We start from the raw sequence: 24,866 nt of genomic DNA on the forward strand, positions 1-24,866 counted from the left end.
CCGCGTTGCTGCATCATCTGCAGCGTCTCGTCCACGCTGTCGTAATCCTGATTGCCGATCACGACTTCATCATCCGGGCGGAAGGGATAGCCCTGAATCAGGATGTTCATGCCCTCGGTCGGGTTGCGCACGATGAGCAGCTCTTCCTCCGATGCGCCGGTGAAATCGGCAAGCGTCTTCACGACAGCGGCCAGCCGTTGCGGATACCGGGTGCGCATGAAGAAGCTTCCTTCCCGGTTGACCAGGCGGTTGTATTCTTCAAGCGCTTGCTGGACCGGCCTCGACGGAACGCCGAAAAAACCGTTTTCGAGGTTGATCACCTCGTCGTTCAGGACATACTGGTCGCGGATGCCCGACCAGTATGCTTCGTCGGCCGGATCGATATGCGCAGGAACTTGCTGTGCCAATGGAGCCTCTCGGATCATGGTTGAAAAGCCATTGTAATCGTCCTGCGTGCATCGGGTGGAAGGGCGGTTATGCCCTTCCGATTCGCTTACAGGCATTCGAGGCGCCGCAGTTCGTGCGCCAGTTGCTTTTTCGTCTCGGCGGACGCGCTTTGCATGGGTGCGCGCAACGCATCCTGCATGTCGCCCATCATGGAAAGCGCCGCCTTGAGCGGACCCGGATTCGGTTCCCTGAACAGCAGGCGGATCAATGGGAGCAGTCGATAGAAAATTTCCCTCGCCTCGCTCAAGGCGCCATTGCGAACGAGTTGCGCGATCCGCACAAACAGGTCCGGGCGAATATGGGCGGATGCTGTTATCGCGCCGCTGCCGCCAAGGCAGAGCGTGGAAAGGAGCAGGTGGTCTTCGCCGGCGAGCACCTGCAATTGCCTGTCTCCGATCAGGCGCATGGTCAAGGATTGGTCGCCGCCGCAGTCCTTCACGGCGACGATGCGCTCATGCTGAGCGATTGTCCTGAAAGTGCTCGGTTCGATCGCAACGCCGGTGCGGTAAGGAATGTTGTAAAGGATGACGGGCGCCGACGATGCGTCGGCCAGCGCCCGGAAATAATCGACGAGTCCGGCTTGCGACGGCCGGATGTAGTAGGGCGGCGGCACCAGCAGCCCCGCGATTGGCCGGCGCTGAATCTGCTGCACGCGGGCAAGGACATGCACCATGTTGTTGCCCGCCAGACCCATCACGACCGGACATTGCGGCACGGCTTCCAAGACCGCGTCCAGGGCCTCGAGCTGTTCGCCTTCGCCGAGCGCGGCTGCTTCTCCGGTCGAACCGCATACCACCAGGCCGGAAACGCCGGCATGCACAAGGCGACTGGCAAGCGCCTGCAGCGCGGCATAATCGACCGCATTGCCGTGAAACGGGGTGACCAGAGGCACCCAGATACCTGTAAAGCTTGTCATCGCAAATACTCCCATTGTCAGACCGACAGGTCGCCGTCGGGAGTATCTGCAAGAACGCGTTTGACAGAGGGGGAGTGTTACCGACCTTTGCGCTTACTGTCCTGTCAGCCCACCTGACGGGACAGTGCGCCCCGGTCAGATGAGCGACTGTTTTTTCGATTTCACTGCACCGGCGACGCGTGACGCTGCCTGGGCGTTCAAGCCCGGCGCGCAGAGATGGTCGATGGAACAGGGATGCATTTTTTGCATGAAGTGCGGAGGTGCTTCGATTATGGTGCGGGCAATCTTGTGCGTCAAGCAATGCCGCCGGGCGAGATTTAGCCGCAGGCGCAATGCTCGCGCCGTTATAATCAGGGAATGCAAAACCTCCTCCACAATCTCAATCCCGAGCAACTCGCCGCCGTCACTCTGCCCGCGCAACCCGCACTGATTCTGGCCGGCGCCGGCTCAGGCAAAACCCGCGTACTGACCACGCGCATTGCATGGCTGATCCAGACCGGACAAGTGTCGCCCTCCGGCGTACTGGCGGTGACCTTCACGAACAAGGCAGCCAAGGAGATGATGTCGCGCCTGTCGGCCATGTTGCCGATCAATACGCGCGGCATGTGGATCGGCACTTTCCATGGGCTGTGCAATCGTCTGCTGCGCGCGCACTATCGCGACGCGGGCTTGCCGCAGACCTTTCAGATTCTCGACTCGCAGGATCAGTTGTCGGCAATCAAGCGTTTGCTGAAGACGCTGAATGTCGACGATGAAAAATATCCGGCGCGCAATCTGATGTATTTCATCAATGGTTCGAAGGAGCAAGGGCTGCGCGCGAAGGATGTGATTGCAAACGATGATTACAACCGCCGCTTCGTGGAACTGTACGACGCCTACGACCAGCAATGCCAGCGCGAAGGTGTGGTGGACTTCGCGGAACTGCTGCTGCGCTCGTATGAACTGCTGTCGCGCAATCAGCCGCTGCGCGAGCATTATCAGTCGCGCTTCAAGCACATCCTGATCGACGAGTTCCAGGATACCAACAACCTGCAGTACAACTGGCTCAAGCTGATGGCCGGTCAGCACAACGCGATCTTCGCTGTCGGCGACGACGACCAGAGCATTTACGCATTCCGCGGCGCGAACGTGGGCAACATGATCGCCTTCGAGCGCGAGTTTCACGTCGAGAACCTGATCAAGCTGGAGCAGAACTATCGCTCGCATGGCCACATTCTCGATGCCGCCAACATACTGATCGCGAACAACAGCAAGCGTCTCGGCAAGAACCTGCGCACCGACGCCGGCCACGGCGAGCCGGTGCGCATCTTCGAGGCCAGCAGCGACATCCAGGAAGCGCAATGGATCATCGAGGAAGCCAAGAGCCTGATCAATGACGGTGCGCTGCGCAGCGAGATCGCGATCCTGTACCGTTCCAATGCGCAGTCGCGTGTGATCGAGCATGCGCTGTTCACCGCCGGCATTCCCTATCGCGTGTATGGCGGCCAGCGTTACTTCGAGCGCGCCGAGATCAAGCATGCGATCGCCTATCTGCAGTTGATGGATAACCCGCACAACGATTCCGCCTTCCTGCGCGTGGTGAACTTCCCGACGCGCGGCATCGGTGCGCGTTCGCTGGAGCAATTGCAGGATGCGGCGCGGCAGTACGGCATTTCGCTGTATGCGGCGGTGCCCTACGTGACCGGCAAGGCCGGCACGTCGCTCGGCGCCTTCGTGAAGCTGATCGAGGGCATGCGCTTCGAGACGCAGAACCTGCCGCTGCAGGAAATGGTGAAAGTGATGCTCGACATGTGCGGGCTCATCACGCACTACCAGAGCGAAAAGGAAGGCGCGGACCGCATCGAAAACCTGGAGCAGCTGGTCAGCGCGGCCATGCTCTTCGTGTCGGAAGAAGGTTTCGGCATCGATGCCCCGGCGCTGCTCGGGCCGAAGACGCAGGCGGTTGTCGGAACGCCACTGCCCAACGGCGACGAGATACTCGATGCGGACGCGCCCCTGCCGACCGTGATGTCGCCCCTGTCGGCTTTCCTGTCGCATGCATCGCTGGAAGCGGGCGACAATCAGGCGCAGGCAGGGCAGGATGCCTTGCAGTTGATGACCGTGCATTCGGCCAAGGGCCTGGAGTTCGATGCGGTCTTCATCACCGGCCTGGAAGAGGGCTTGTTCCCGCACGAGAACAGCGCGCAGGAAGAGGGTGGACTGGAGGAAGAACGCCGCCTGATGTATGTGGCCATCACGCGCGCCAAGAAACGCCTGTACATGAGCTTTTCGCAAACCCGCATGCTGCACGGCCAGACGCGCTACAACATGAAATCGCGCTTTTTCGACGAGCTGCCGGAAGAAGCGCTGAAATGGTTGTCGCCCAAGGTCCAGCCGGTGTGGTCGCCGCACCGGAAGGCGGCATGGGTCGACGCGCCCGAGAATGGCGCCAACGCGATCGCGCAAAATTTTGCCCGCCGGGACCTCGGCTGGCGCGTCGGCGAAACCGTCGCGCACCAGAAATTCGGCGAGGGCGTGATCGTCGATATCGAAGGCAGCGGTACCAATACGCGCGCCCACATCAATTTCGGGCGACACGGCATGAAGTTGCTTGACCTGAACATTGCAAAACTGGAAAAAGTGGCGCAGCGGCTCAGCTAACCCATCGGTGGCCGAAGCAGGGACGATCCGATAGCCGCATCGGCGTCCCTTGATCGCGGATGGAACTTTTTCTGCACCCGTTCGTTAGTGCAGGTATCGATAATGCGAAACCTTGCCCACCTTGACGATATCGCCTGTGTAACGCTCGCCAAGCGCGGCGATGGCAAGGCATTTTCCGAACTGGTCGCGCGCTATCAGGACCGCATCTACCGCTTTCTGCTGCGCCTGACGCGCTCCCCTGATGACGCGCTGGAACTGACGCAGGACACCTTCCTGCGCGCCTATCAGGGGCTGGAACGCTGGCGGCCCGATGCCTTGTTCAAGACCTGGCTGTTTCGCATCGCGCGCAACATCGCCTTCGACCGTTTGCGGCGCGACAAGCTTGTCGAATTCGTCGAACTGGAGCAGGACATGGACTTGCCGGACACGACGGCCGGGCCGGAAGCCATTTTCGAAACCGCGCAACGCTACCGCTTGCTGGAAGCCGCGCTCGAGCGCCTGCCGGCCGAGCATCGAGAGATCCTGCTGCTGCGCGAAATCGAGGAGATGGCCTACGACGAGATCGCCGCTGTCCTGAACCTGAATGTCGGCACCGTCAAATCCCGTTTGGCGCGGGCGCGTTCCGCCTTGCTCGACAAGCTCAAACATCAACCGGAGGTATCGCGATGAACTGCCCGCAGCATGAGGACGTTTCTGCCTATATCGACGATATGCTGGAGCCCGCCGAACGACAGCAATTCGCCGCGCATGCCCAGGCTTGCCCGCTCTGCCGCGCACGCATGGATGATCTGCTCGCGCTGCGTCAGGCAATGCGCGAATTGCCATCGCCGACCTTGGGCTTCGATCTGGCGGCGCGCCTCGGTCCGCAATTGAATCGGGGCAAGGCGCGTTCGCGGCCTGCGCGGGCATTCTGGATCGACTGGGGCGCGCCCGGACTGGCGGCCGCCGTATCGCTCGCTGCCGGCGCGTGGATCGGCGGCATGCTGATCGGCGGCGGCGTCGCACTTGCGCCGCCCGCGACCATGGTGCGCGTTTTTGATCCCGTGCCGCCGGGCGGCCTGTGTGCCGCGGCGGAGCTCTGCAGAACACCGAAAGGACTGAGATGAATCGCACCGCGTTGAAGTGGCTTCTCGCCATCTCGCTCTCGCTCAATGCCGGCATGATCGTCGCCGTGGCCGTCAATCGACTGGGCGATCCGCAGGCAAGCATGCAGGGCGAGCAGCTGAGCCTGCCGGATTATCTGCAACTCTCGGCCGACCAGCGTCGGCGCTGGTCGGAAATCGAAGAAGTTTTTCTCAAGGACATCGCGAGCAACTGGCGCGAGATACGCGCGCACCGCGAAGACCTGGTGCGCCAGATCTTCTCCGGCACACCCGACCGCAGCGTGATCGATGCCGAGCAGTCGAAGATCGCCGCGCTGCAGGACAGTCAGCAGCGTCGTGTCATCACGCAGCTGCTGGCCGAGCGCGAGTTGCTTGACCAGTCACAGCGCGACAAGCTGATGAAGCTCCTGCTGAGCCGGTATACGCAGGAAGCGACGGAAGAAGAAATGTTGCACCGCCATTGAACCGGCTGTGCAAATAGATGGAACAATTTCGCGCGGACTTCGTTTAATCAGGCAAGGTCGAACACATCGCCGACCGAAATCTCAACTGATACGGAGTACAAGATGAAATCGATACCACTTTTGCTGGCCGCCATTTCGCTGGCCTTTCCATTGACGACACTGGCCGCCGAGTCGGGGCATGACCATCAGGGCGCAGCGCCGCACAAGATCGAACTCAATGCGGGCAAGAAATGGCAATCCGACGCTTCGTTGCGCAAGGGCATGAGCGCGATCAAGGAGCAGGTGAGCGTTGCGCTGCCGGCGGCTCACGAGGGCAAGCTCACACCGGAACAGTACGCGAAACTGGGCAAGGATCTCAACGACCAGGTCGCCTACATCGTCCAGAACTGCAAGCTCGATCCGAAGGCGGATGCACAACTGCATGTGATCATCGGCGATCTGGCGCAAGGCATCGACACGCTCGAAGGCAAGCAGCCGAACAAGGAGCGGGCGCTGGGCGTGGTGCAGGTGGCGGAGGCCGTGAACACTTACGGCAAATACTTCGACCATGCGGGCTGGAAGCCGGTGAAACTGCCGCACTGATCGTCTGAAGTGCCTGGTGCGGAGAATTTTCGCTAAGCCAGGCTGAAAAACTTCATCGGATCCACGCGCCATTTCTCCGGCGCTTCATGGCTGAGAATCTTGTCGCCGCCGCCCAGTCCGAGCGGCGTCGACAAGTCCACGTCCTGCGGCTTGATATAAGTGTTGGATTTGGTGCTGAAGAAAATCCGGACCTTCGGCGCCAGCAGGTTGGTCTCATGCGGCTCGATGACCACGCCCAGGCGTCCCGATTCGAGCAGGACCAGGGTGCCGACCGGATAGATGCCGACGCAGCGCATGAAGCTCTGCACCTGCAGCGGGTTGAAGTGGAACTTGCTCCATTCGTAGATCTTGCGCAGCGCTTCGGCGGCAGACATGCCTTTGTGATAGCAGCGGTCGGCAGTGATGGCATCGTACACATCGACGATGGCCGCCATCTGCGCGAGTGTGCTGATCTGCCCGGCCGGCAGCTTGTCCGGGTAGCCGCTTCCATCCATCCGCTCGTGATGGTGCAGCGTGATATCGAGCGGTATGTCGCCCACGCCCGGCGACTTCACCAGGATGTCGTAGCCGTCTTTCGGATGCTTCTTGATGAGCTCGAATTCTTCTTCCGTCAGACGCCCCGGCTTGTTCAGCACCTCGTCCGGCACCAGCGCCTTGCCGGTGTCGTGCAGCAATCCGCCCAATCCGGCCTGACGCGTCAGTGCGGGATCCATGCCCGCCGACCGGCAGAAGGCCACCAGCAGGGTGCAGACGCTCACCGAATGCAGGAAAGTGTAGTCGTCCTTGTTCTTGATGCGCAGCAGTCCGATCAGTGCGCCGGGGTTGCGCAGGATCGATTCGGTGATGTCTTGCACCACCGGTTCGACCTGATCGAGTTCGATGGCTTTGCCGAGGCGCGCGTCGTGCATGACGGTGCGCACCAGTTGATGCGCCTGATCCTTGATCTTGTTGGCGCGCGTCAGTTCTTCCGCCAGCGATACGCGCAGTGCCGAGGCCGGCTGGCGCTGGACGAGATCGAGGATTTCCTGTTCCAGCGCGCTCGATGCTTCCTGTGCCGTCGGCGCATCCTTGGCATCGAGGCCTTTGTCGGTGTCGATATAGACTTCGTGAATGCCGGCGGCCTTGATCTTCGCGATTTCCTCGTCCGAGGAAACCAGCAATTGATTGCGCAGGAAAGGGTGGTCCATCCAATGGCAGCTGAAGTCATGGATGAACATCCCGACCTTGATCTGGCGCACATCAATTTTCTTGATCATGGGGCGTCCTTGGCGCTGCATGCGGAACGGGTGCTGCTGGATGCCTGTCTGGAAGTCTGCCGCGTGACAGCTTTCATACAGGCTCCGGAACGGGAAATGCGGTTCCAGTATAGCCAGTTTTGATGCCCTGGAGCATCTTTGGTGGCGAAGCAGGATGGCGGCAGGGCTGCCGCCGGTCAGTCCTGGTCGCTGCGCACGTCGGGCGGCGGCAACTGTTTTTCCGGCGCGACTTGCGGCCGGCCGAATACCCAGGTGTAGGTGGGATAGAAAGAGCAGTACATGACGATCGTCAGTACCAGGGACAAGGGCAGCGCGATCAGCACGGCGACGCTCTTGGCGAGAACGAGGGCGACGAAGCTGCTGACGATGGCGGGAAACAATACGCCTATCCCCATCCAGGCCAGACCATAGACCAGAAAGGCTCTGCCGGCGCGCTGCACCGCGAAGAAGCTGTAGAAAACCGCCTTGCCGACGCCCATGCCTTCCCACGCGATCAGCGGCGCGGCATACCAGAATGCCATTGCCGCCGGCACGTAGACCGCGGCGGAAAACATCATCGCCAGCGACATATTGGAGTTGTGGATCGTCTCGGCATTCAGTTCCTTGCTGCCGCTCATCACCTGCCACGTCACCCCGCCGTCAATCAGCGCGGAAGCAGCCAAAGCGAGGATTGCCGCGAGCAGATAGAACGCGCCCAGCACCAGCAGTTTTTTCAAGGCCGGCGTGCGAAACGCCGTCACCAGTAAACTCGGATAAACCTTTTTGCCTTGCTCGATATTCCGGCATGCCTCCATGAACGCCATGGACAGGGCCGGTACCAGTATCAGGGGCAGGATCTGGCCGAGCAGGGGCAGGACGCCGACGGCCAGCATCAGGAACATGTATGCCAGGAACAGCGTCGACATTTCCACCGGCTGCTTGCGAAACAGCGCGAATCCTTCCTTGACCCAGACCCAGCCGGTATTTGCAGGCAGCTTTCCCATTGTCAGAACAAGGCAGGGACCGGATTGTTGATGCGCTGGCGCAGGATGCGTTCGAAGTGGGTCGGGTCGTGCGGGGTCAGCATTTCCGCCTCGCGCGGCAGATAGAAGTCATACAGGCGCGAGAGCCAGAAGCGCAGCGCGCCGGCCTGCAGCATCGGGCGCCAGGCAATCTTTTCCGGCTCGACAAAGGGCCGTACCGAATGATAGGCGTCGAGCAAGGCACGCACGCGTTGCTCGTCGAGCGCGCCGCTCTGGACGTCGATACACCAGTCGTTGACCGTCACGGCGACGTCAAAGATCCAGGTATCGCAGCCGGCGAAATAAAAATCGAAGAATCCGGTCAGGCGTTCGCCGACAAACATCACATTGTTGCGGAACAGATCGGCATGAATCGGTCCGCGCGGCAACTGGTGATAGGTAGCGGAGGCGGCAAATGCTTCCTGCGTATGGATTTCCGCGCGCAGCAGATGCTGGCTGTCTTCCGGCAGATACGGCAGCACCACCGGTGTGGTCGCCTGCCACCAGGCGAGACCGCGCAGGTTCGGCTGCTGCATCGGAAAATTCTGGCCTGCCAGATGCATCTTCGCCAGCATCGCGCCGACCGCCGCGCAATGCGCCGGCTTGGGATTCATTTGCGATGTGCCGTCCAGCTTGGTCACCAGGCAGGCCGGCTTGCCATGCAGCGTGTGCAGGATGTCGCCGTGCTTGTTGGAGATCGGCGCCGGGACCAGCACGCCGTGGTCGGCCAGGTGGCGCATCAGTTCCAGATAGAACGGCAATTGCTCGAAGTTCAGCTTCTCGAAAATCGTCAGGACGAACTCGCCCGCTTCGGTGGTGACGAAAAAGTTGCTGTTTTCGATGCCGGACGAAATGCCCTTGATGGCGAGAGGCTTGCCGAGGTTGAACTGCGCGAGCCATTGGGTAAGGTCATCCAGGCTGACCGGGGTGAAAACTGCCATGAGCGAATCGGAAAAAAATGTCGAATAAATGAATGGGCTATTTTTTCGGCGCAGGTGCTGATGCCTGAGGCGGGGCCGGTACCGCGGCCGCCTGTGCTTCTTCCGCTTCCTTGGCTTCCTTCGAACGGCCAAGATCGAATTCCAGCACTTCCCACTGCGCCGGGCGCATTGTACTGCTTTGCGCGTCTCCTGGGAGCGCGCTGCCGGCCTGATCGTTCGCTTTTACAACGTAATTGCTGCCGCCGGTGCTGACCTTGACCTCGGTGACCTTGCCGCCGCGCGCACGCTTTTCGCTGATCTTGCTGCGCCGGTCGGGCTGGCGGATCGTGACTGCGGGCGGTTCGCCTTCTTCCAGTTTTTCCAGCCGGGGAGGCGGAGGGGCTTTGCCCGAGGTTTGCTGGGCGATGGCCGACAGCGGAATTGTCAAGGCAGCAATAGACGCTGCGACGAGTGGCCAAACCCTGAGTGTGCGCATGATGATTCTTGGACTGTTATTGGAACGCGGTATGGCTGAATTGCAATCGAGCCTCTATGAAACATTTTAGCAAACGGCACCTGCAAGGACAGGAAATCCCCGGCTGCCCTTGTGCACGGCTGTTGAGGTAGAACAATGTTAGAGGTAGGCGCCCGCTTCCTTGCTGTCCGAGGTGAGCAGCTCGTGGCTGGCCTCGTAGAAGGCGAAAATCGCTTCCACCACATTGGCGGGCTCGTCGATGAGCTGCACCAGGTCCAGGTCCTTCGCATCGATCATGCCGTCGGCCACCAGGCGCGTGCGGAACCACTCGATCAGACCGCCCCAGAACTGCGTGCCGACCAGGATCACCGGAATGCGGCGCGACTTGCCGGTCTGGATCAGGGTCAATACTTCCGTCATTTCGTCCAGCGTGCCGAAGCCGCCCGGCATCACCACATAGGCGTCCGCATACTTGACGAAAGCAACCTTGCGCGCGAAGAAGTGGCGAAAGCTGATCGAAATATCCTGCCACCGGTTGCTGGACTGCTCGTGCGGCAATTCAATATTCAGGCCGACCGAGGACGACGCACCTTCATACGCGCCCTTGTTGGCCGCTTCCATGATGCCGGGCCCGCCGCCGGAGATGACCGCCAGTCCGGCGTCGGACAGGCGGCGCGCGATGTCCACGCATTTGTCGTAAAAGGGGTCGGTCGGCTTGATGCGCGCCGAACCGAAGATGGACACCGCCGGGCGCAGCTCCGCGAGACGCTCAGTCGACTCGATAAACTCTGCCATAATCGTCAGGATATGCCATGATTCCCGCGCTTTTTTTGCAGTGGCCCGATTGACATCCGTGATTTGCCTGAGGCGCGGCACGTTTTTCCCTTTTGACACCATATGAATAAAACCCTTTTGCTCGTTGACGGTTCCAGTTATCTCTATCGCGCATTCCACGCGATGCCGGATTTGCGTAATGCCGAAGGCGCGCCGACCGGCGCCATCTACGGCATGATCAACATGCTGCGCAAGTTACGCAATGATTACTCGGCAGCATACATTGCCTGTGTGTTCGACGCAAAAGGTAAAACCTTCCGTGACGACCTGTATCCCGAATACAAAGCGCATCGTCCGTCGATGCCGGAAGACCTTGTCAAGCAGATCGAGCCCATCCATGAAGCCGTGCGCGCGCTCGGCTGGCCGATTCTGATGGTCGAGGGGATCGAGGCCGACGACGTGATCGGCACGCTGGCGGTGAAAGCGGTCGAGCACGGCATGCCGACGGTGATCTCGACCGGCGACAAGGACCTGGCGCAGCTGGTGAACGATCATGTCACGCTGATCAACACGATGAGCAACGAAAAGCTCGACCGGGAAGGTGTGATTGCCAAGTTCGGCGTGCCGCCGGAGCGCATCGTCGACTACCTGACGCTGATCGGCGATGCGGTCGACAATGTGCCGGGCGTCGACAAGGTCGGCCCGAAGACCGCGGTCAAGTGGCTGACGCAGTACGGTTCGCTGGACGCCATCATCGCGCAGGCGGCGAGCGTCGGCGGCGCGGTCGGCGAGAACCTGCGCCGCGCGCTGGACTGGCTGCCGCAGGCGCGCCATCTGCTGACCGTCAAGACCGATTGCGACCTGGCCGCACACATGGTGTCGATCCCGGAATCGCTGGTGGCCAGGCCGGCCGACAACGATGCCTTGATCGACTTCTTCCGGCGCTACGGCTTCAAGACCTGGCTGCGCGAGCTGACCGGTGAATCGACCACCGGTGTCCGTCCTGCGACGCAAGTGCGCAGCGCAGAAAGTGCGGAGCCGCAGGCAAACCTGTTCGACTCCGGGTCGGTGACGACCGAGTACGAAACCGTGCTGACGGAAGCACAGCTCGACCGCTGGCTGGAAACGATCAATGCCGCCGAGCTGACTTCGGTCGATACCGAAACCACCTCGCTCGATCCCATGCGCGCGCAGCTGGTCGGTATTTCGCTGTGCTGCAAGCCCGGTGTGGCCGCCTACATCCCGGTCGCGCACCGCTATCAGGGAGCGCCGGAGCAGCTTTCCCGCGACTTCGTGCTGGAGAAGCTGAAGCCGTGGCTGGAAGACGCCAGCAAGCCCAAGCTCGGGCAGCATCTGAAATACGACAGCCACATCTTCGCCAATCATGGCGTCGCGTTGCACGGCATCGTGCACGACACGCTGCTCGAATCCTACGTGTTCGAGTCGCACAAGAGCCACGACATGGACAGCCTGGCGCTGCGGCATCTCAATCGCAAGACCATCACCTTCGAGGAAGTGTGCGGCAAGGGCGCCTCGCAAATCTGCTTCGACGAGGTTCCGCTCGAACGCGCAACCGATTATGCGGCGGAGGATGCGGACGTCACCATGCAGCTGCATCAGGCGATGTGGCCGCATGTCGCCGACAATGCGGGCCTGAAATTCATTTATGAAAAGATCGAGCTGCCGACCTCGGTCGTGCTGCAGAAGATCGAGCGCAACGGCGTGCTGATCGATGCGCAATTGCTCGCCACGCAGTCGCACGAACTCGGCACGCGCATGCTGGAAATGGAAAGGCAGGCGTATGAACTGGCCGGACAGCCGTTCAACCTCAACTCGCCCAAACAGATCGGTGAAATCTTCTTCGACAAGCTGCAATTGCCGGTGGTGAAAAAGACGCCGTCCGGCACGCCGTCGACCGATGAAGAGGTGCTGCAGAAGCTTGCCGAGAACTACCCCTTGCCGAAGATCCTGCTCGACTATCGCGGCCTGTCCAAGCTGAAGTCCACCTACACCGACAAGCTGCCGAAGATGGTGAATCCGAATACCGGCCGGGTGCATACGAATTACGCGCAGGCCGTCGCGGTGACCGGGAGGCTGGCGTCGAACGATCCCAACCTGCAGAACATTCCGGTGCGTACCGCCGAGGGCCGGCGCATCCGCGAAGCCTTCGTCGCGCCGCCGGGGAGCGTGATCGTCTCGGCCGACTATTCGCAGATCGAGTTGCGCATCATGGCGCACATCTCGGGCGACGAGAATCTGCTGCGCGCCTTTGCGGAAGGCGAGGACATCCATCGCGCCACCGCGGCCGAGATTTTTGGCGCGGCACCGGCGGATGTCACCAGCGAGCAGCGCCGTTACGCCAAGGTGATCAACTTCGGCCTGATCTACGGCATGAGCGCATTCGGACTGGCGAGCAATCTCGGCATCGAGCGTTCCGCCGCGCAGATGTATATCGACAAATACTTCCAGCGCTATCCGGCCGTCGCGCAATACATGGCGGACACGCGTGCCCAGGCCAAGGCGCGCGGTTATGTCGAAACGGTCTTCGGCCGCCGCCTGTGGCTGGCGGAAATCAATTCCCCCAATGGCCCGCGTCGCCAGGCTGCCGAGCGCGCCGCAATCAACGCGCCGATGCAGGGTACGGCAGCCGATCTGATCAAGCTGTCGATGATCGCCGTGCAGGGCTGGCTGGAAGCGGAGCGCATGGCGTCGAAGATGGTGATGCAGGTGCACGACGAACTGGTGCTCGAAGTGCCGGAAGCCGAGTTGGCGCGCGTGCAGCAAACCTTGCCCGAGTTGATGAGCAGCGTCGGCCAGCTCAGGGTTCCCTTGACTGCGGAAGTCGGTATCGGCAAGAACTGGGATCAGGCGCATTGATCCGGCCGCTACGCGCAAGTTGATTTATCGTTATCATTTTCCGGTCGGGCGATTCCGATGACCGAAAAGGAGAGAACGATGCTCAACTTGAAGCAAGCGATTTCCGCAGTGATGGGGCTGATGCTGGCGGCTGTCTTGCCGGCATCGATGGCGCAGGGAAAGACGGAAGTGCAGTGGCTGGGTCAGGCGACGACCAAAATCACGACGCCGGAAGGCAAGGTCATCGTGGTCGACCCGTGGCTGACCGGCAATCCGAAAACGCCGGAGCAATACAAGAAACTGGAAGCGCTCGGCAAGGTCGATTTGATCCTGGTGACGCACGGACACATGGACCATTTCAGCGACGCGCCCGCGCTGGCCAAGGCGAACAAGGTGCCGGTCTATGGACCCGCAGGCCTGTTGCAGTCGGCGGCGGCGCTTGGCATTCTGCCGCGCGAGCTGACGCAAGGCTTCAACAAGAGCGGCACCGTCGTTCCCTCCGGCACCAACATCAAGATCACAGCAGTGCATGCCGAGCACAGTTCGGAACTGACATGGCACAACCCGGCAAGCTCGAAGGACGAGATTCATGTTGGTGGCGAGCCGGTGGGCTACATCATCGAGCTGGAAAACGGCTTCAAAATCTATCACATGGGCGACACCGGTCTGTTCGGCGACCTCGCGTTCATCGGCCAGTACTACAAGCCGGACCTGGTGATGATTCCGATCGGCGGGCATTTCACGATGGGGCCGAAGGAAGCCGCTGTCGCCATCCGGGACATGCTCAAGCCGAAGTACGCGATTCCGATTCACTACGGCACCTTCCCGCTGCTGAAGGGAACACCGGCGGAATTGACGAAGGAGCTCGGCGCCGCGCCTACCAAGGTTCTGGCAATCAATCCTGGTGAGAAACAGGAGTTTTAGCTGCATCCACAGTCGAGAATCTCATGTCCACGGAAAACACGGAAAGCACGGAAAGTTTTTTGATTTCCGTGCTTTCCGTGATTTCCGCGGACAGCCATAACCCCTTCCATAACTAGGCAGCCGTTTGCCGAAACAGCCAGTCTGTGCTTTAATTTGCAACTTTGTTGCATATTCGTCGGGGCTCAAAATCAACTCCACGCTGTTATCCATCCTGCTAGCGACCACCATTTCCGGCGTCATCAGCATTACCGCTGCGGCGGTATTTTCGTTTTCCCTGCTATCGAAAATGGTGGACCGCATGGTCAGCCTGTCGGTCGGCATCCTGCTGTCGACCTCGTTGTTGCACGCGCTGCCGGAAGCGTTCGAATCCAAGGCCGACAGCCATCTGCTGTTCGCCATGCTGCTGGGCGGCTTGCTGGGATTCTTCCTGCTGGAGAAATTCGCGATCCTGCGCCATTCGCATCATTACGAAGGCGATGGCCACGGGCACGAGCACGGGCACGATGTGCATGAGGCAGGCAAGTCGGGCTGGATGATCCTGGTCGGGGATGGCCTGCACAATTTCACCGACGGCATCCTGATCGCCGCCGCGTTCCTCGCCGATCCGCATCTCGGGCTGATCACCGGCCTGGCCATCATTGCGCATGAAATCCCGCAAGAGATCGGCGATTTCATCGTGCTGCTCAATGCCGGATTCACGCGCACCCGGGCCTATGTCTACAACCTGTTGTCCAGCGTGATGGCGATCATCGGCGGCGTACTCGGGTATTTCACCCTCGGGCAGGTGTCGGACTGGATTCCCTACGTGCTGGTGTTTGCGTCGTCCGGTTTCATCTACATTGCTGTCAGCGACCTGATGCCGCAAATGCAGCGACGCTCAACGCTGCGCGAAACGATTCCGCAAATCATCCTGATTGCCGTCGGCGTGGCGCTGGTGGTGTTCGTGACGGGGCAGTCGCACCAGCACTGATGTCAAGAGCCGGTTGCTACCGGCCGTGACGGATTGGAGCACCACTCGCTCCAGGAACCCGGATACAGGGCTGCACCGGACAGTCCGGCGACCTCGGCGGCGAGCAGATTGTGGCAGGCCGTTACGCCCGAGCCGCATTGCATGATGACCGATTCCGGGGCGCTGAACAGGGCATTGAATTCGTCGTGCAACTGGCTGGCCGGCTTGAATTGTCCGTCGCCTTGCAGGTTGTCCTTGAAGAAGCGGTTCTTCGCGCCGGGAATATGTCCGCCGACCGGATCCAGCGTTTCATTCTCGCCGCGAAAACGATCGGGTGCACGGGCGTCGACGATGATGCGCGCCGGGTTCGACAGATTGGCCATGATGTCATCGGCGCTGACAGTCGTCATGCGCGACGGATGCGGCTCCACATTGCCGCGCGGCCGGATCACGGTTTCCGTCGACAAGGCCAGGCCGAGCGCCTGCCAGGCCGGCAGTCCGCCATCCAGCACGGCCACCGCATCATGCCCTACCCAGCGCAGCATCCACCACAAGCGTGCGGCAAACATGCCGCCATGCGCGTCGTAGGCCACCACTTGCGATCCGTGATTGACGCCCCAGCGGCGCAGCGTTTCAACGAAGGCATTACGCTCGGGAAGAGGATGGCGTCCGCGAAACTCTCCGTCGGGGCCCGGGCTCTTGTCCGACAGCTCGCTCTCGACGTCCGCGAATTGCGCGTACGGGATATGACCGGCCGCATAGGCAGCGCGACCGGCATCCGGGTTGGCGAGGTCATGGCGGCAATCGAGCACGACCCAGCTCGCATCCTTGATGTGCCGCGCGAGATCGGCGGCGGAAATCAGCGTGGTGTATTGCATACGACTCTATACCTCGGTTGCTATCGGATCATTGACCTCGGCGATGGAAGGGTTTTTCGTTCCGACGCCAGCGTTGTGCGTATTGTAATAGGTCGCGGCGATTCCGCTCGCGAGAATGATCGCGATGCCGAGCCAGCCGAGCCAACTCAGTACATCGCCCCAGATCAGGATACCCCAGATGCTGGAGAAAACAATGCCGCTGTATTGCAGGTTGGCGGTCACCAGTGTCTTGCCGAGATGGTAGGCGCGGGTCATGGCGACTTGCGCAAGCGTTGCGGTCACGCCGATCGATAGCAGCAGGATGAAGCCCCTGGCGCTGTGTTCATGCAGGCCGGTCAGGGAGCCGTTGCCGGCCAGGGTCCCGGCCAGACCCGCCACCAGGCCGGTCAGCGAAAAATAGAACACCACGCGGTATTCCGGTTCGCCCATCTGCCCCAGCTTTTTCACCTGCAGGTAGGCGAGCGCGGAGAGTACGCCTGACGCGAGTCCGACCAGTCCGGCAAACCATTGGTCCGCATGGAACGCGGGGCGCAGCAGCAGTGTGACGCCGACGAAGCTGAACGCGATCGCGCTGGCCAAGCCCCATTCGAACCTGTTCTGCCTGTGCCACCAGCCGACGGTAAACAGGATGGCGGCGATCCAGATCGGCGCCATGTAGTTGAGGGTCATGCCGGTGGCGATCGGAAGCTTGCCGATCGAATAGAACCACATCGAGAGGGCGGTGACGCCGACCAGACCGCGCGACAGGTGTGCCCCTGGCAGGGAGGTGCGCAAGCTGCCGCCCCGGACCAGCGTCAGCCCGGCCATGAAGATGACGCCGACGATCCCGCGGTAAGTCACGATTTCGGCGACCGAGTAGGTGCTTGATGCCAGCTTGACGCACACGCCCATGATGGAAAAAGCGAAACTTGCGAAAAGCATCCAGAGCGATTGCATGGGAGTCAGGCTGAAAGTGGTGTGGCGGCAGGGCGGAAGTCCAAGATGATACGCGGATTCGGCATTGCGGGCAGGGCCGGCACGCAAGGTCGGCGGAAGGCAGGCGGGCATTGCCCGCCTTTATTCAGACAGCGATGCGCTTGCGGTACCACTCATGGAAATGCTGCATGCCGTCTTCCATCGGCGACTGGTACGGCCCGACTTCGTTCTCTCCGCGCTCCAGCAGGATCTTGCGGCCGGCATCCATGCGCAGGCCGATCTCGTCGTCCTCGATGCAGGTTTCCATGTAGGCGTCGCGCTCGGCTTCGACGAAATCGCGTTCGAACAGCACGATTTCTTCCGGATAGTAGAACTCGACCACATTCCGGGTCTTCTGCGTTCCGTTCGGCCATACGGTTGACACTGCCAGTACATGCGGATACCACTCGACCATGATGTTCGGATAGATCGTCAGCCAGATCGCGCCATGCGGCGGCAGCTCTCCGTTGCGAAATTGCAGCACCTGCTCCTGCCACTTGCGATACTTCGGCGTGCCGAAGCGCGAGAGTGCATGATTGACGCCGACGGTCTGCACGCTGTAGTTCTCGCCGAACTCCCAGCGCAGGTCGGAACACGTGACGAAGCTGCCGAGGCCCGGATGAAAGGGTTCGACGTGATAGTCTTCCAGATAGACTTCGATGAAGGTCTTCCAGTTGTAGTCACAGTCGTGCACTTCAACATGGTCCAGCATGTATCCGCTGAAATCGAGATCCTTCGTTACGCCGAGACTGGACATCATTTGCGCGACGTTGACGCCGTTCTGCTCGAACAGCAAACCGTTCCAGTTCTGCAGCGGCGTCTTGGACAGATTCATGCACGGCGTGTGCTTGAAATGCGGCGCGCCGATCAGTTCACCCTTGAGATCGTAAGTCCAGCGATGCAGCGGGCAGACGATGGTGTTGGCATTGCCGCGCCCGTCGAACATCTTGGCCTGTCGATGGCGGCAGACATTGGACAGCAGCTCGATGCCTTGCGGGCCGCGCACCAGCATGCGGCCCTCGTTTTCCCATGCCAGCGTGGCATAGTCGCCGGAATTCGGCACCATGAGTTCATGGCCGACGTAACGTGGACCCTGATGAAAAAGTTGCTGGATTTCCTGCTGCAACAGCGCGTCGTCGAAATAGACGTTGACCGGAAGTTGCGCGTTGGATCGCGCGAGCTTGGCGACATGAGCCAAATCGGACATCCCCACCCCCAAATTAATTTGCACCAACCTAAGAGAGAAAGAATCCGCAAAAACCAGTATTCAAAAAAGATGAAACGGAAATTTTGGACAGAACTGGCAATTATACCTGAGACCGCAGTACGCGATTCTCAGGTCCGAGAAGGCCAAGCAATAAGCGATCCAGTGCAGCTTCATGCAGTGCGGCCTCGAAAAATGAGGTGTGCACGCGCGCCTCGACTGTGCAAATTCCGCTCTTCATGGTGTTGCCTTATTTTTAACTTGCCTTGATTTTTCGCAATGGCCGGGCGCGTTGGCCGGCCGGCGCATGGCTTTCCGGCTTGCTGGATCTCAACTGCATGAGGTGGTTTGTTCTAAAATATCGGACTACACTTCACTTTTGTCCACTATGTCAAAGAAATCAACGCCCGCAGGGGAACCGGCTTCCTTCGAAGACGCCATGGCGGAGCTGGAACAGCTCGTCGCCACGATGGAAGCGGGCGAATTGCCCCTCGAAGCTTCGGTGGCTGCCTACAAGCGCGGTTCGGAGCTGGTCAAGTTTTGCGCGGCGCAACTCGAGAAGGTAGACAATCAGGTCAAGGTCCTCGAAGGCGACATGCTCAAGCCGTTCTCCGCCGGTGCCGAACCTGAGGCGGAAGAATGACGGAATTTCAAGTATTCGGCGACTGGATGAAGGGCGTCCAGTCGACGATGGAGGATGCGTTAGCCTCTTTTTTGCCGTCCGCGGCGCAGACGCCCACCCGCCTGCATGAAGCGATGCGTTATGCGGTGCTCGATGGCGGCAAGCGCGTGCGTCCCCTGCTGGTGTTTGCCGCAGGCGACCTGTTCGGCGCCGGCACTGACCTGCTGGCCCGCGCGGCGGCTGCGGTGGAAATGATTCATGCCTATTCGCTGGTGCATGACGACATGCCCTGCATGGATGACGATGAACTGCGGCGCGGCAAGGCCACGGTGCATGTGAAATACGATGAAGCGACTGCCTTGCTGGTCGGCGATGCACTGCAGACGCAGGCCTTCCTGGTGCTGTCCGAAGGCGGACACATCGAGGATGCAGCGCGCGCCGTGGCGATGATGCGCCTGCTGGCGCAGGCGTCCGGCTCGGTGGGCATGTGCGGCGGGCAGGCAATCGATCTCGCGAGCGTCGGCCTGAATCTGTCGCTGGGCGAACTGGAGCAGATGCATCGCCTGAAAACCGGCGCCTTGCTGCGTGCTTCCGTTCTGCTGGGGGCCATGGCAGGCAAGTCGTTGAGGGACGAGGAAGTCGCGGCGCTCGATGCGTATTCGAGCGCGATCGGACTGGCATTTCAAGTGATCGACGACGTCCTCGACGCGACGGCCGACTCGGCAACGCTCGGCAAGACCGCCGGCAAGGACGCGGCGGATCACAAGCCGACTTATGTATCGATTCTCGGGCTGGAGCAATCCAGGGCCCTGGCGGAACAACTGCGGACTGATGCGCACAAGGCGCTCATGCCGTTCGGAGAGAATGCACGGCGCTTGCGCGACATAGCGGACCTGATCGTGCAACGGAAAGCCTAGACCAATATGAACCTGTTGAAGAAGATCGACGCGCCGGCGGACTTGCGCAAGCTCCCTCGCACGCAATTGAAGCCATTGGCGGACGAACTGCGCGCCTTCCTGCTCGATTCCGTTTCGAAGACCGGCGGCCACTTGTCGTCCAACCTCGGCACTGTCGAGCTGACCATTGCGCTGCACTATGTATTCAACACGCCGGAAGACCGGATCGTGTGGGACGTCGGCCATCAAACCTACCCGCACAAGATCCTGACCGGCCGTCGCGACCAGATGCACACGCTGCGCCAGTTGAACGGCATTTCCGGCTTCCCGCGCCGCGACGAGAGCGAGTACGACACCTTCGGCACCGCGCACTCATCGACCTCGATTTCGGCCGCACTCGGCATGGCACTGGCTGCCAAGACCAAGGGCGAAAGCCGTCATTCGATCGCGGTGATCGGCGATGGCGCGATGACCGCCGGCATGGCATTCGAGGCATTGAACAATGCCGGCGTCTACAATGACATCAACCTGCTGGTGATCCTGAACGACAACGACATGTCGATTTCGCCGCCGGTCGGTGCGCTTAATCGCTACCTCGCACGCCTGATGTCGGGCAAGTTCTATGCAGCAGCGAAAAACGTCGGCAAATCGGTGCTGCCCGGCCCGATGCTGGAGCTCGCGAAGCGCCTGGAAGAGCATGCGAAAGGCATGGTGGTGCCTGCCACCATGTTCGAGGAATTCGGTTTCAACTATATCGGCCCGATCGACGGCCACGACCTCGAATCGCTGATCCCGACACTGCAGAACCTGAAGAATCTGCGCGGTCCGCAATTCCTGCACGTGGTGACGAAGAAGGGACAGGGTTACAAGCTGGCCGAGGCCGATCCGGTGCTGTATCACGGCCCCGGCAAGTTCAATCCGGCGGAAGGCATCAAGCCCGCAGCGACCAGCAAGATGACGTACACGCAAGTGTTCGGCGACTGGCTGTGCGACATGGCGGAACACGACACGCGCCTGATCGGTATTACGCCGGCCATGCGCGAAGGCTCCGGCCTGGTGGAATTCGAACGGCGCTTCCCCGGCCGCTACTACGACGTCGGCATCGCCGAACAGCACGCCGTCACCTTTGCCGCCGGCCTTGCCTGCGAAGGACTGAAACCGGTCGTCGCCATTTACTCCACCTTCCTGCAGCGCGGCTACGATCAATTGATCCATGACGTTGCGCTGCAAAACCTGGATGTCACCTTTGCACTCGACCGCTCCGGCCTGGTCGGCGCCGACGGTGCGACGCATGCCGGCAACTACGACATCGCTTACCTGCGCTGCATTCCGAACATGGTCGTCATGGCCGCGTCCGACGAGAACGAATGCCGTCAGATGCTGTCCACCGCGTTCCATTATCACGGGCCGGCCTCGGTGCGCTATCCGCGCGGCGCCGGCATCGGCGCCGCGATCGACAAAGAATTGCGCACCATCCCCCTGGGCAAAGGCGAGATTCGCCGCGAAGGCAAGGACGTTGCGATTCTCGCATTCGGCACCATGGTGGCGCCGAGCCTGAAAGCTGGCGAGGAACTGAATGCCACTGTCGCCAACATGCGCTTCGTCAAGCCGCTCGACGTCGAGCTGGTCAAGCAGCTGGCGCAGACGCACGACGCGCTGGTGACGGTCGAAGAAGGCGCGATCATGGGTGGCGCCGGTTCGGCGGTGGCGGAAGCCCTGGCTGCAGCGGGTATTGTCAAACAGGTCTTGCATTTGGGGCTGCCGGACAGATTTATCGATCATGGCGACCAGGCGCAACTGCTGGCAATGTGCGGACTGGATGCCAAGGGCATCGCCGCCGCCATCAGGAAGCGCTTCGACAAGGGCGAGCCGCGTCTCGTCGTCAACAACTGACATCTCCATCGCGGCCGGACCATGCTCCGGCCGCCGCAATTGAAAGCAACGCAATGAATACCCGCGATCTCAATCTCCACGCCATCCCCGATGTGCAAAGCACGGTCGACACGCGGCGCTTGTCGATCCAGCGCGTCGGCGTAAAAGGCGTGCGTTATCCGATCACGATCAAGACCGTCAATGGCGTGCAGCCCTCGGTGGGCACATGGAACATGACTGTCCATCTGCCGCAAGAGCAGAAAGGCACGCATATGTCGCGCTTCATCGGCCTGCTTGAGGACAACCGTGCGCCGCTCGATGTCGCGAAATTCGGCGGACTGCTGCGGCAAATGGTCGGGCTGCTGGAAGCGGATTCCGGCCGCATCGAAGTGTCCTTCCCGTATTTCATCAACAAGATCGCGCCGGTGTCCGGTGTCGAGAGTCTGATGGATTATGAAGTCGGTTTCACCGGCGAGATCAGGAACGGTGTGACGGAAATTTCACTGAAGGTGCTGGTGCCGGTCACCAGCCTCTGCCCCTGCTCGAAGAAGATCTCCGACTATGGCGCGCACAACCAGCGTTCGCATATCACGGTCACCGCGCTGCTGGACGGCGATCTGGCGGTGGATGAGTTGATCGCAAGGATTGAAGAGCAGGCTTCCTGCGAGCTGTATGGCCTGCTGAAACGCCCCGACGAGAAGTATGTGACCGAGCGTGCTTACGACAATCCGAAGTTCGTCGAGGACCTGGTGCGGGACGTGGCGGGAATGCTGAATGCCGACCAGCGGATCGTGGCCTACACGCTGGAAGCGGAGAATTTCGAATCGATTCACAACCATTCTGCCTATGCCTTGATCGAGAACGACAAGCGAGTGAAATAAGCGCTTCGTTTGATCGGCAAGAAAAAAGCGACGCATTGGCGTCGCTTTTTTTATGACTGCGTTGCGGCCGGTCACACGTCCCGCTTGCGGTCCTTCTCCCACAGCACATCGCTGCCGCCGGCAAACCGGTTCAACACGCGCGACAGCACGAACAACAGGTCCGACAGGCGGTTCATGTAATGCCGCAGGTTGTCATTGATCGTTTCGGTATTGCCCAGAGTGACGATCGCGCGTTCGGCGCGTCGGCACACCGTGCGGCACACATGGGCGAGGGCCGCGCCGCGCGAGCCTGCCGGCAGAATGAATTCCTTCAGCCGCGGCAGATCGGCATTGTATTTTTCCAGCAGCATGTCGAGGCGCGCGACTTGCGCTTCGGTGATCAGGGTGTAACCCGGAATGCACAATTCGCCGCCCAGGTCGAACAGGTCGTGCTGGATGGTGACCAGTTCTTCGCGCAGTTCCGGCGGCAATTCCTCGCACATCAGCAGACCGATGTGGGAATTCAGTTCGTCCACCTCGCCCATTGCGTGAATGCGCAGGCTGTCCTTGCTCACTCGGCTGCCGTCGCCGAGTCCCGTGGTGCCGTTGTCGCCGGTGCGTGTGGCGATTTTGGAAAGTCGATTGCCCATGTTCGTCGAAGCGTAAAGGTAAAGACCAGAGGATAAGCCAAAATCGCGAGGGGTGGTGTCATCTCCATGTCAATGTACGGGGATTATCCTCGCGCGGTAGAATCGGAAAAAACGGAGACGACCATGAATCACTTCAGCCAGCCGACGGTATCGAAAAGGCCTTTTCCCGAAGAGCTTGCGCTTGCGCTCGGCACCTTGTTCGAGGACCGCTTTTCCGTCTCGGAAGCCATGCGCGCACATCATGGGCGCGACGAGTCTTCCTATGACCCGATGTTGCCCGATGCGGTGGTATTCGCACAGACGACCGAGGAAGTGGCGGAGGTGGTGAAGCTGTGCAGCAACTATGATGTGCCGATCATTCCCTACGGCACCGGCACTTCGCTGGAGGGCCACGTGCTGGCCCTGCGCGGCGGTGTGACCATCGACCTTTCGCAGATGAATCAGGTTTTGGCGGTACATGCCGAGGACCAGACCGCGACGGTGCAGGCCGGCGTTACGCGCAAGCAATTGAATCAGGAGATCAAGGATACCGGCCTGTTTTTCCCGATCGACCCGGGCGCCGATGCATCGCTCGGCGGCATGGCGGCAACGCGCGCATCCGGCACCAACGCCGTCCGTTACGGCACCATGCGGGAAAACACGCTTGCCTTGACCGTGGTCACCGCGGACGGCCGCATCATCAAGACCGGCACCCGCGCCAGAAAGTCGTCGGCCGGTTACGATCTCACGCGCATTTTTGTCGGCAGCGAAGGCACGCTCGGCATCATCACCGAAGTCACCGTGCGACTGTATCCGCAGCCGGAAGCGGTGTCGGCAGCCGTGTGCTCGTTCCCGAGCACGGCGGACGCGGTCAACACCGTCATCCAGACCATCCAGATGGGCGTGCCCATTGCGCGCGTCGAATTCATCGACGAGAGCGCGGTGCGTTCCATCAACGCCTACGACAAGATGAGCCTGCCCGAAAAACCGCTGCTGCTGTTCGAATTCCATGGCAGCGAAAACGGCGTCAAGGAAAACGCGCAAACCGTGCAGGAAATTGCCGCGGAACACAATGCCAGCGGCTTCGAATGGGCAACACGTCCGGAAGAGCGTTCACGTCTCTGGGCGGCGCGCCACAACGCCTATTTCGCCATGCTGCAGATGCGACCGGGCGGGCGCGCGATCACCACCGATTGCTGCGTGCCGATCTCGCGCCTGGCCGAGTGCATACTCGATACCCAGGCCGATTGTGAAAAGAATGACATGATTTATGCCATCGTGGGCCATGTCGGCGACGGCAATTTCCACGTGCTGATGATGGTCGATCCGCATGACGCGGACGACGTGGCCAAGGCCGAAGGCATCAACGCACGCATGGTGGCGCGGGCAATTTCGATGGACGGGACCTGCACCGGGGAGCATGGCGTGGGGCTGCACAAGATGGACTTTCTGGTGCAGGAGCATGGGCCGGCGGCAATTGAGACAATGCGGGCGCTCAAGCATGCATTTGATCCCAAAAACATGTTGAACCCCGGTAAAATCATCCACTGGTAGCGATTCGGTCTGCAAACCTACTGCGCGACGCAATCTCACATCTGCGATGCTCGTCGTACCGCAGTACGACTGCGCTTCTCGATGCGACCT

Annotated in this window: 24 protein-coding genes; 13 read left to right on the forward strand and 11 right to left on the reverse strand. The window is 60.7% G+C overall.

The genetic code is table 11. The features are described 5' to 3' along the window. Both VJ651_RS02590 and dapA read right to left on the reverse strand, forming a co-directional pair. Nucleotides 1-407, reverse strand: a 407-nt coding sequence (locus VJ651_RS02590) for an aminotransferase class V-fold PLP-dependent enzyme (protein WP_324105922.1), incomplete at its 3' end; no start/stop codon positions are given. Nucleotides 408-493: 86 nt separating this feature from the next. Continuing rightward, entirely contained in the window at nt 494-1,363 is an 870-nt protein-coding gene (gene dapA / locus VJ651_RS02595; RefSeq protein ID WP_324105923.1) for a 4-hydroxy-tetrahydrodipicolinate synthase, read from the reverse strand. A gap of 357 nt (nt 1,364-1,720) precedes the next feature. On the opposite strand from dapA, the gene VJ651_RS02600 reads away from it, so the two are divergent. From VJ651_RS02600 to VJ651_RS02620, 5 genes are all read left to right on the forward strand, one after another. After that, entirely contained in the window at nt 1,721-4,003 is a 2,283-nt protein-coding gene (locus VJ651_RS02600) for a UvrD-helicase domain-containing protein (protein ID WP_324105924.1), read from the forward strand. A gap of 102 nt (nt 4,004-4,105) precedes the next feature. Beyond that, nucleotides 4,106-4,672 carry a sigma-70 family RNA polymerase sigma factor gene (locus tag VJ651_RS02605; protein WP_324105925.1) on the forward strand — a complete coding sequence of 189 codons (567 nt, stop codon included), beginning with the start codon at nt 4,106-4,108 and terminating at the stop codon, nt 4,670-4,672. Beyond that, a complete protein-coding gene (locus tag VJ651_RS02610) occupies nt 4,669-5,109 on the forward strand; it encodes an anti-sigma factor family protein (RefSeq protein WP_324105926.1) in 441 nt (146 codons plus the stop codon). The genes VJ651_RS02605 and VJ651_RS02610 overlap by 4 nt, the downstream gene beginning before the upstream one ends. Beyond that, the gene (locus tag VJ651_RS02615; protein WP_324105927.1) at nt 5,106-5,570 is read left to right on the forward strand and encodes a periplasmic heavy metal sensor; all 465 of its coding nucleotides are present in this window, start codon (nt 5,106-5,108) and stop codon (nt 5,568-5,570) included. Before VJ651_RS02610 ends, VJ651_RS02615 begins: the two co-directional genes overlap by 4 nt. A 102-nt stretch (nt 5,571-5,672) precedes the next feature. Then, a complete protein-coding gene (locus VJ651_RS02620; protein WP_324105928.1) occupies nt 5,673-6,152 on the forward strand; it encodes a hypothetical protein in 480 nt (159 codons plus the stop codon). Nucleotides 6,153-6,184: 32 nt separating this feature from the next. On the opposite strand, the gene VJ651_RS02625 is transcribed toward VJ651_RS02620, so the two are convergent. The 5 genes from VJ651_RS02625 to VJ651_RS02645 form a co-directional block, all read right to left on the reverse strand. After that, complete coding sequence (locus VJ651_RS02625; protein ID WP_324105929.1) at nt 6,185-7,408, reverse strand: HD-GYP domain-containing protein; 1,224 nt, start codon at nt 7,406-7,408, stop codon at nt 6,185-6,187. 176 nt (nt 7,409-7,584) lie between these two features. Beyond that, nucleotides 7,585-8,391, reverse strand: coding sequence for a BPSS1780 family membrane protein (locus VJ651_RS02630; protein ID WP_324105930.1), 807 nt, complete (start codon nt 8,389-8,391; stop codon nt 7,585-7,587). Nucleotides 8,392-8,393: 2 nt separating this feature from the next. Beyond that, nucleotides 8,394-9,350: a homoserine kinase gene (locus tag VJ651_RS02635; protein WP_324105931.1), complete on the reverse strand. Its 957-nt coding sequence runs from the start codon at nt 9,348-9,350 to the stop codon at nt 8,394-8,396. 37 nt (nt 9,351-9,387) lie between these two features. Continuing rightward, nucleotides 9,388-9,825, reverse strand: coding sequence for a DUF2782 domain-containing protein (locus tag VJ651_RS02640; protein ID WP_324105932.1), 438 nt, complete (start codon nt 9,823-9,825; stop codon nt 9,388-9,390). 138 nt (nt 9,826-9,963) lie between these two features. After that, nucleotides 9,964-10,701, reverse strand: coding sequence for a TIGR00730 family Rossman fold protein (locus VJ651_RS02645; RefSeq protein WP_324105933.1), 738 nt, complete (start codon nt 10,699-10,701; stop codon nt 9,964-9,966). On the opposite strand from VJ651_RS02645, the gene polA reads away from it, so the two are divergent. The 3 genes from polA (at nt 10,702) to VJ651_RS02660 (ending at nt 15,328) form a co-directional block, all read left to right on the forward strand. Beyond that, on the forward strand, nt 10,702-13,455 hold the full coding sequence (gene polA, locus VJ651_RS02650) for a DNA polymerase I (RefSeq protein WP_324105934.1): 2,754 nt from the start codon (nt 10,702-10,704) through the stop codon (nt 13,453-13,455). A gap of 78 nt (nt 13,456-13,533) precedes the next feature. Then, complete coding sequence (locus VJ651_RS02655) at nt 13,534-14,358, forward strand: metal-dependent hydrolase (protein ID WP_414691293.1); 825 nt, start codon at nt 13,534-13,536, stop codon at nt 14,356-14,358. Nucleotides 14,359-14,644: 286 nt separating this feature from the next. Then, entirely contained in the window at nt 14,645-15,328 is a 684-nt protein-coding gene (locus tag VJ651_RS02660) for a ZIP family metal transporter (RefSeq protein WP_324106003.1), read from the forward strand. A gap of 2 nt (nt 15,329-15,330) precedes the next feature. On the opposite strand, the gene VJ651_RS02665 is transcribed toward VJ651_RS02660, so the two are convergent. From VJ651_RS02665 to VJ651_RS02675, 3 genes are all read right to left on the reverse strand, one after another. Further along, a complete protein-coding gene (locus VJ651_RS02665) occupies nt 15,331-16,185 on the reverse strand; it encodes a sulfurtransferase (protein WP_324105935.1) in 855 nt (284 codons plus the stop codon). A gap of 6 nt (nt 16,186-16,191) precedes the next feature. Then, nucleotides 16,192-17,121, reverse strand: a complete 930-nt coding sequence (locus VJ651_RS02670) for a DMT family transporter (RefSeq protein ID WP_324106004.1) — start codon at nt 17,119-17,121, stop codon at nt 16,192-16,194. 124 nt (nt 17,122-17,245) lie between these two features. After that, nucleotides 17,246-18,346, reverse strand: coding sequence for an aromatic ring-hydroxylating dioxygenase subunit alpha (locus tag VJ651_RS02675; protein ID WP_324105936.1), 1,101 nt, complete (start codon nt 18,344-18,346; stop codon nt 17,246-17,248). A gap of 385 nt (nt 18,347-18,731) precedes the next feature. Between VJ651_RS02675 and VJ651_RS02680 the strand changes: the two genes are divergently transcribed. From VJ651_RS02680 to folE2, 4 genes are read left to right on the forward strand one after another with little or no spacing between them, the layout of a single operon-like run. Continuing rightward, the gene (locus VJ651_RS02680; protein WP_136418833.1) at nt 18,732-18,986 is read left to right on the forward strand and encodes an exodeoxyribonuclease VII small subunit; all 255 of its coding nucleotides are present in this window, start codon (nt 18,732-18,734) and stop codon (nt 18,984-18,986) included. Further along, nucleotides 18,983-19,882 carry a farnesyl diphosphate synthase gene (locus VJ651_RS02685; protein WP_324105937.1) on the forward strand — a complete coding sequence of 300 codons (900 nt, stop codon included), beginning with the start codon at nt 18,983-18,985 and terminating at the stop codon, nt 19,880-19,882. Before VJ651_RS02680 ends, VJ651_RS02685 begins: the two co-directional genes overlap by 4 nt. Nucleotides 19,883-19,888: 6 nt before the next feature. Further along, nucleotides 19,889-21,754, forward strand: a complete 1,866-nt coding sequence (dxs, locus tag VJ651_RS02690; RefSeq protein WP_324105938.1) for a 1-deoxy-D-xylulose-5-phosphate synthase — start codon at nt 19,889-19,891, stop codon at nt 21,752-21,754. A gap of 53 nt (nt 21,755-21,807) precedes the next feature. Beyond that, nucleotides 21,808-22,614, forward strand: a complete 807-nt coding sequence (gene folE2, locus VJ651_RS02695) for a GTP cyclohydrolase FolE2 (protein WP_324105939.1) — start codon at nt 21,808-21,810, stop codon at nt 22,612-22,614. A gap of 71 nt (nt 22,615-22,685) precedes the next feature. Here folE2 and VJ651_RS02700 read toward each other — a convergent pair whose 3' ends face one another. Continuing rightward, complete coding sequence (locus tag VJ651_RS02700) at nt 22,686-23,243, reverse strand: cob(I)yrinic acid a,c-diamide adenosyltransferase (protein ID WP_324105940.1); 558 nt, start codon at nt 23,241-23,243, stop codon at nt 22,686-22,688. 123 nt (nt 23,244-23,366) lie between these two features. On the opposite strand from VJ651_RS02700, the gene VJ651_RS02705 reads away from it, so the two are divergent. Next, on the forward strand, nt 23,367-24,776 hold the full coding sequence (locus tag VJ651_RS02705) for an FAD-binding oxidoreductase (protein WP_324105941.1): 1,410 nt from the start codon (nt 23,367-23,369) through the stop codon (nt 24,774-24,776). Nucleotides 24,777-24,866 lie beyond the last annotated feature (90 nt).

The sequence above is a fragment of the Noviherbaspirillum sp. genome, from assembly GCF_035254865.1.
Lineage (GTDB): Bacteria > Pseudomonadota > Gammaproteobacteria > Burkholderiales > Burkholderiaceae_D > Noviherbaspirillum.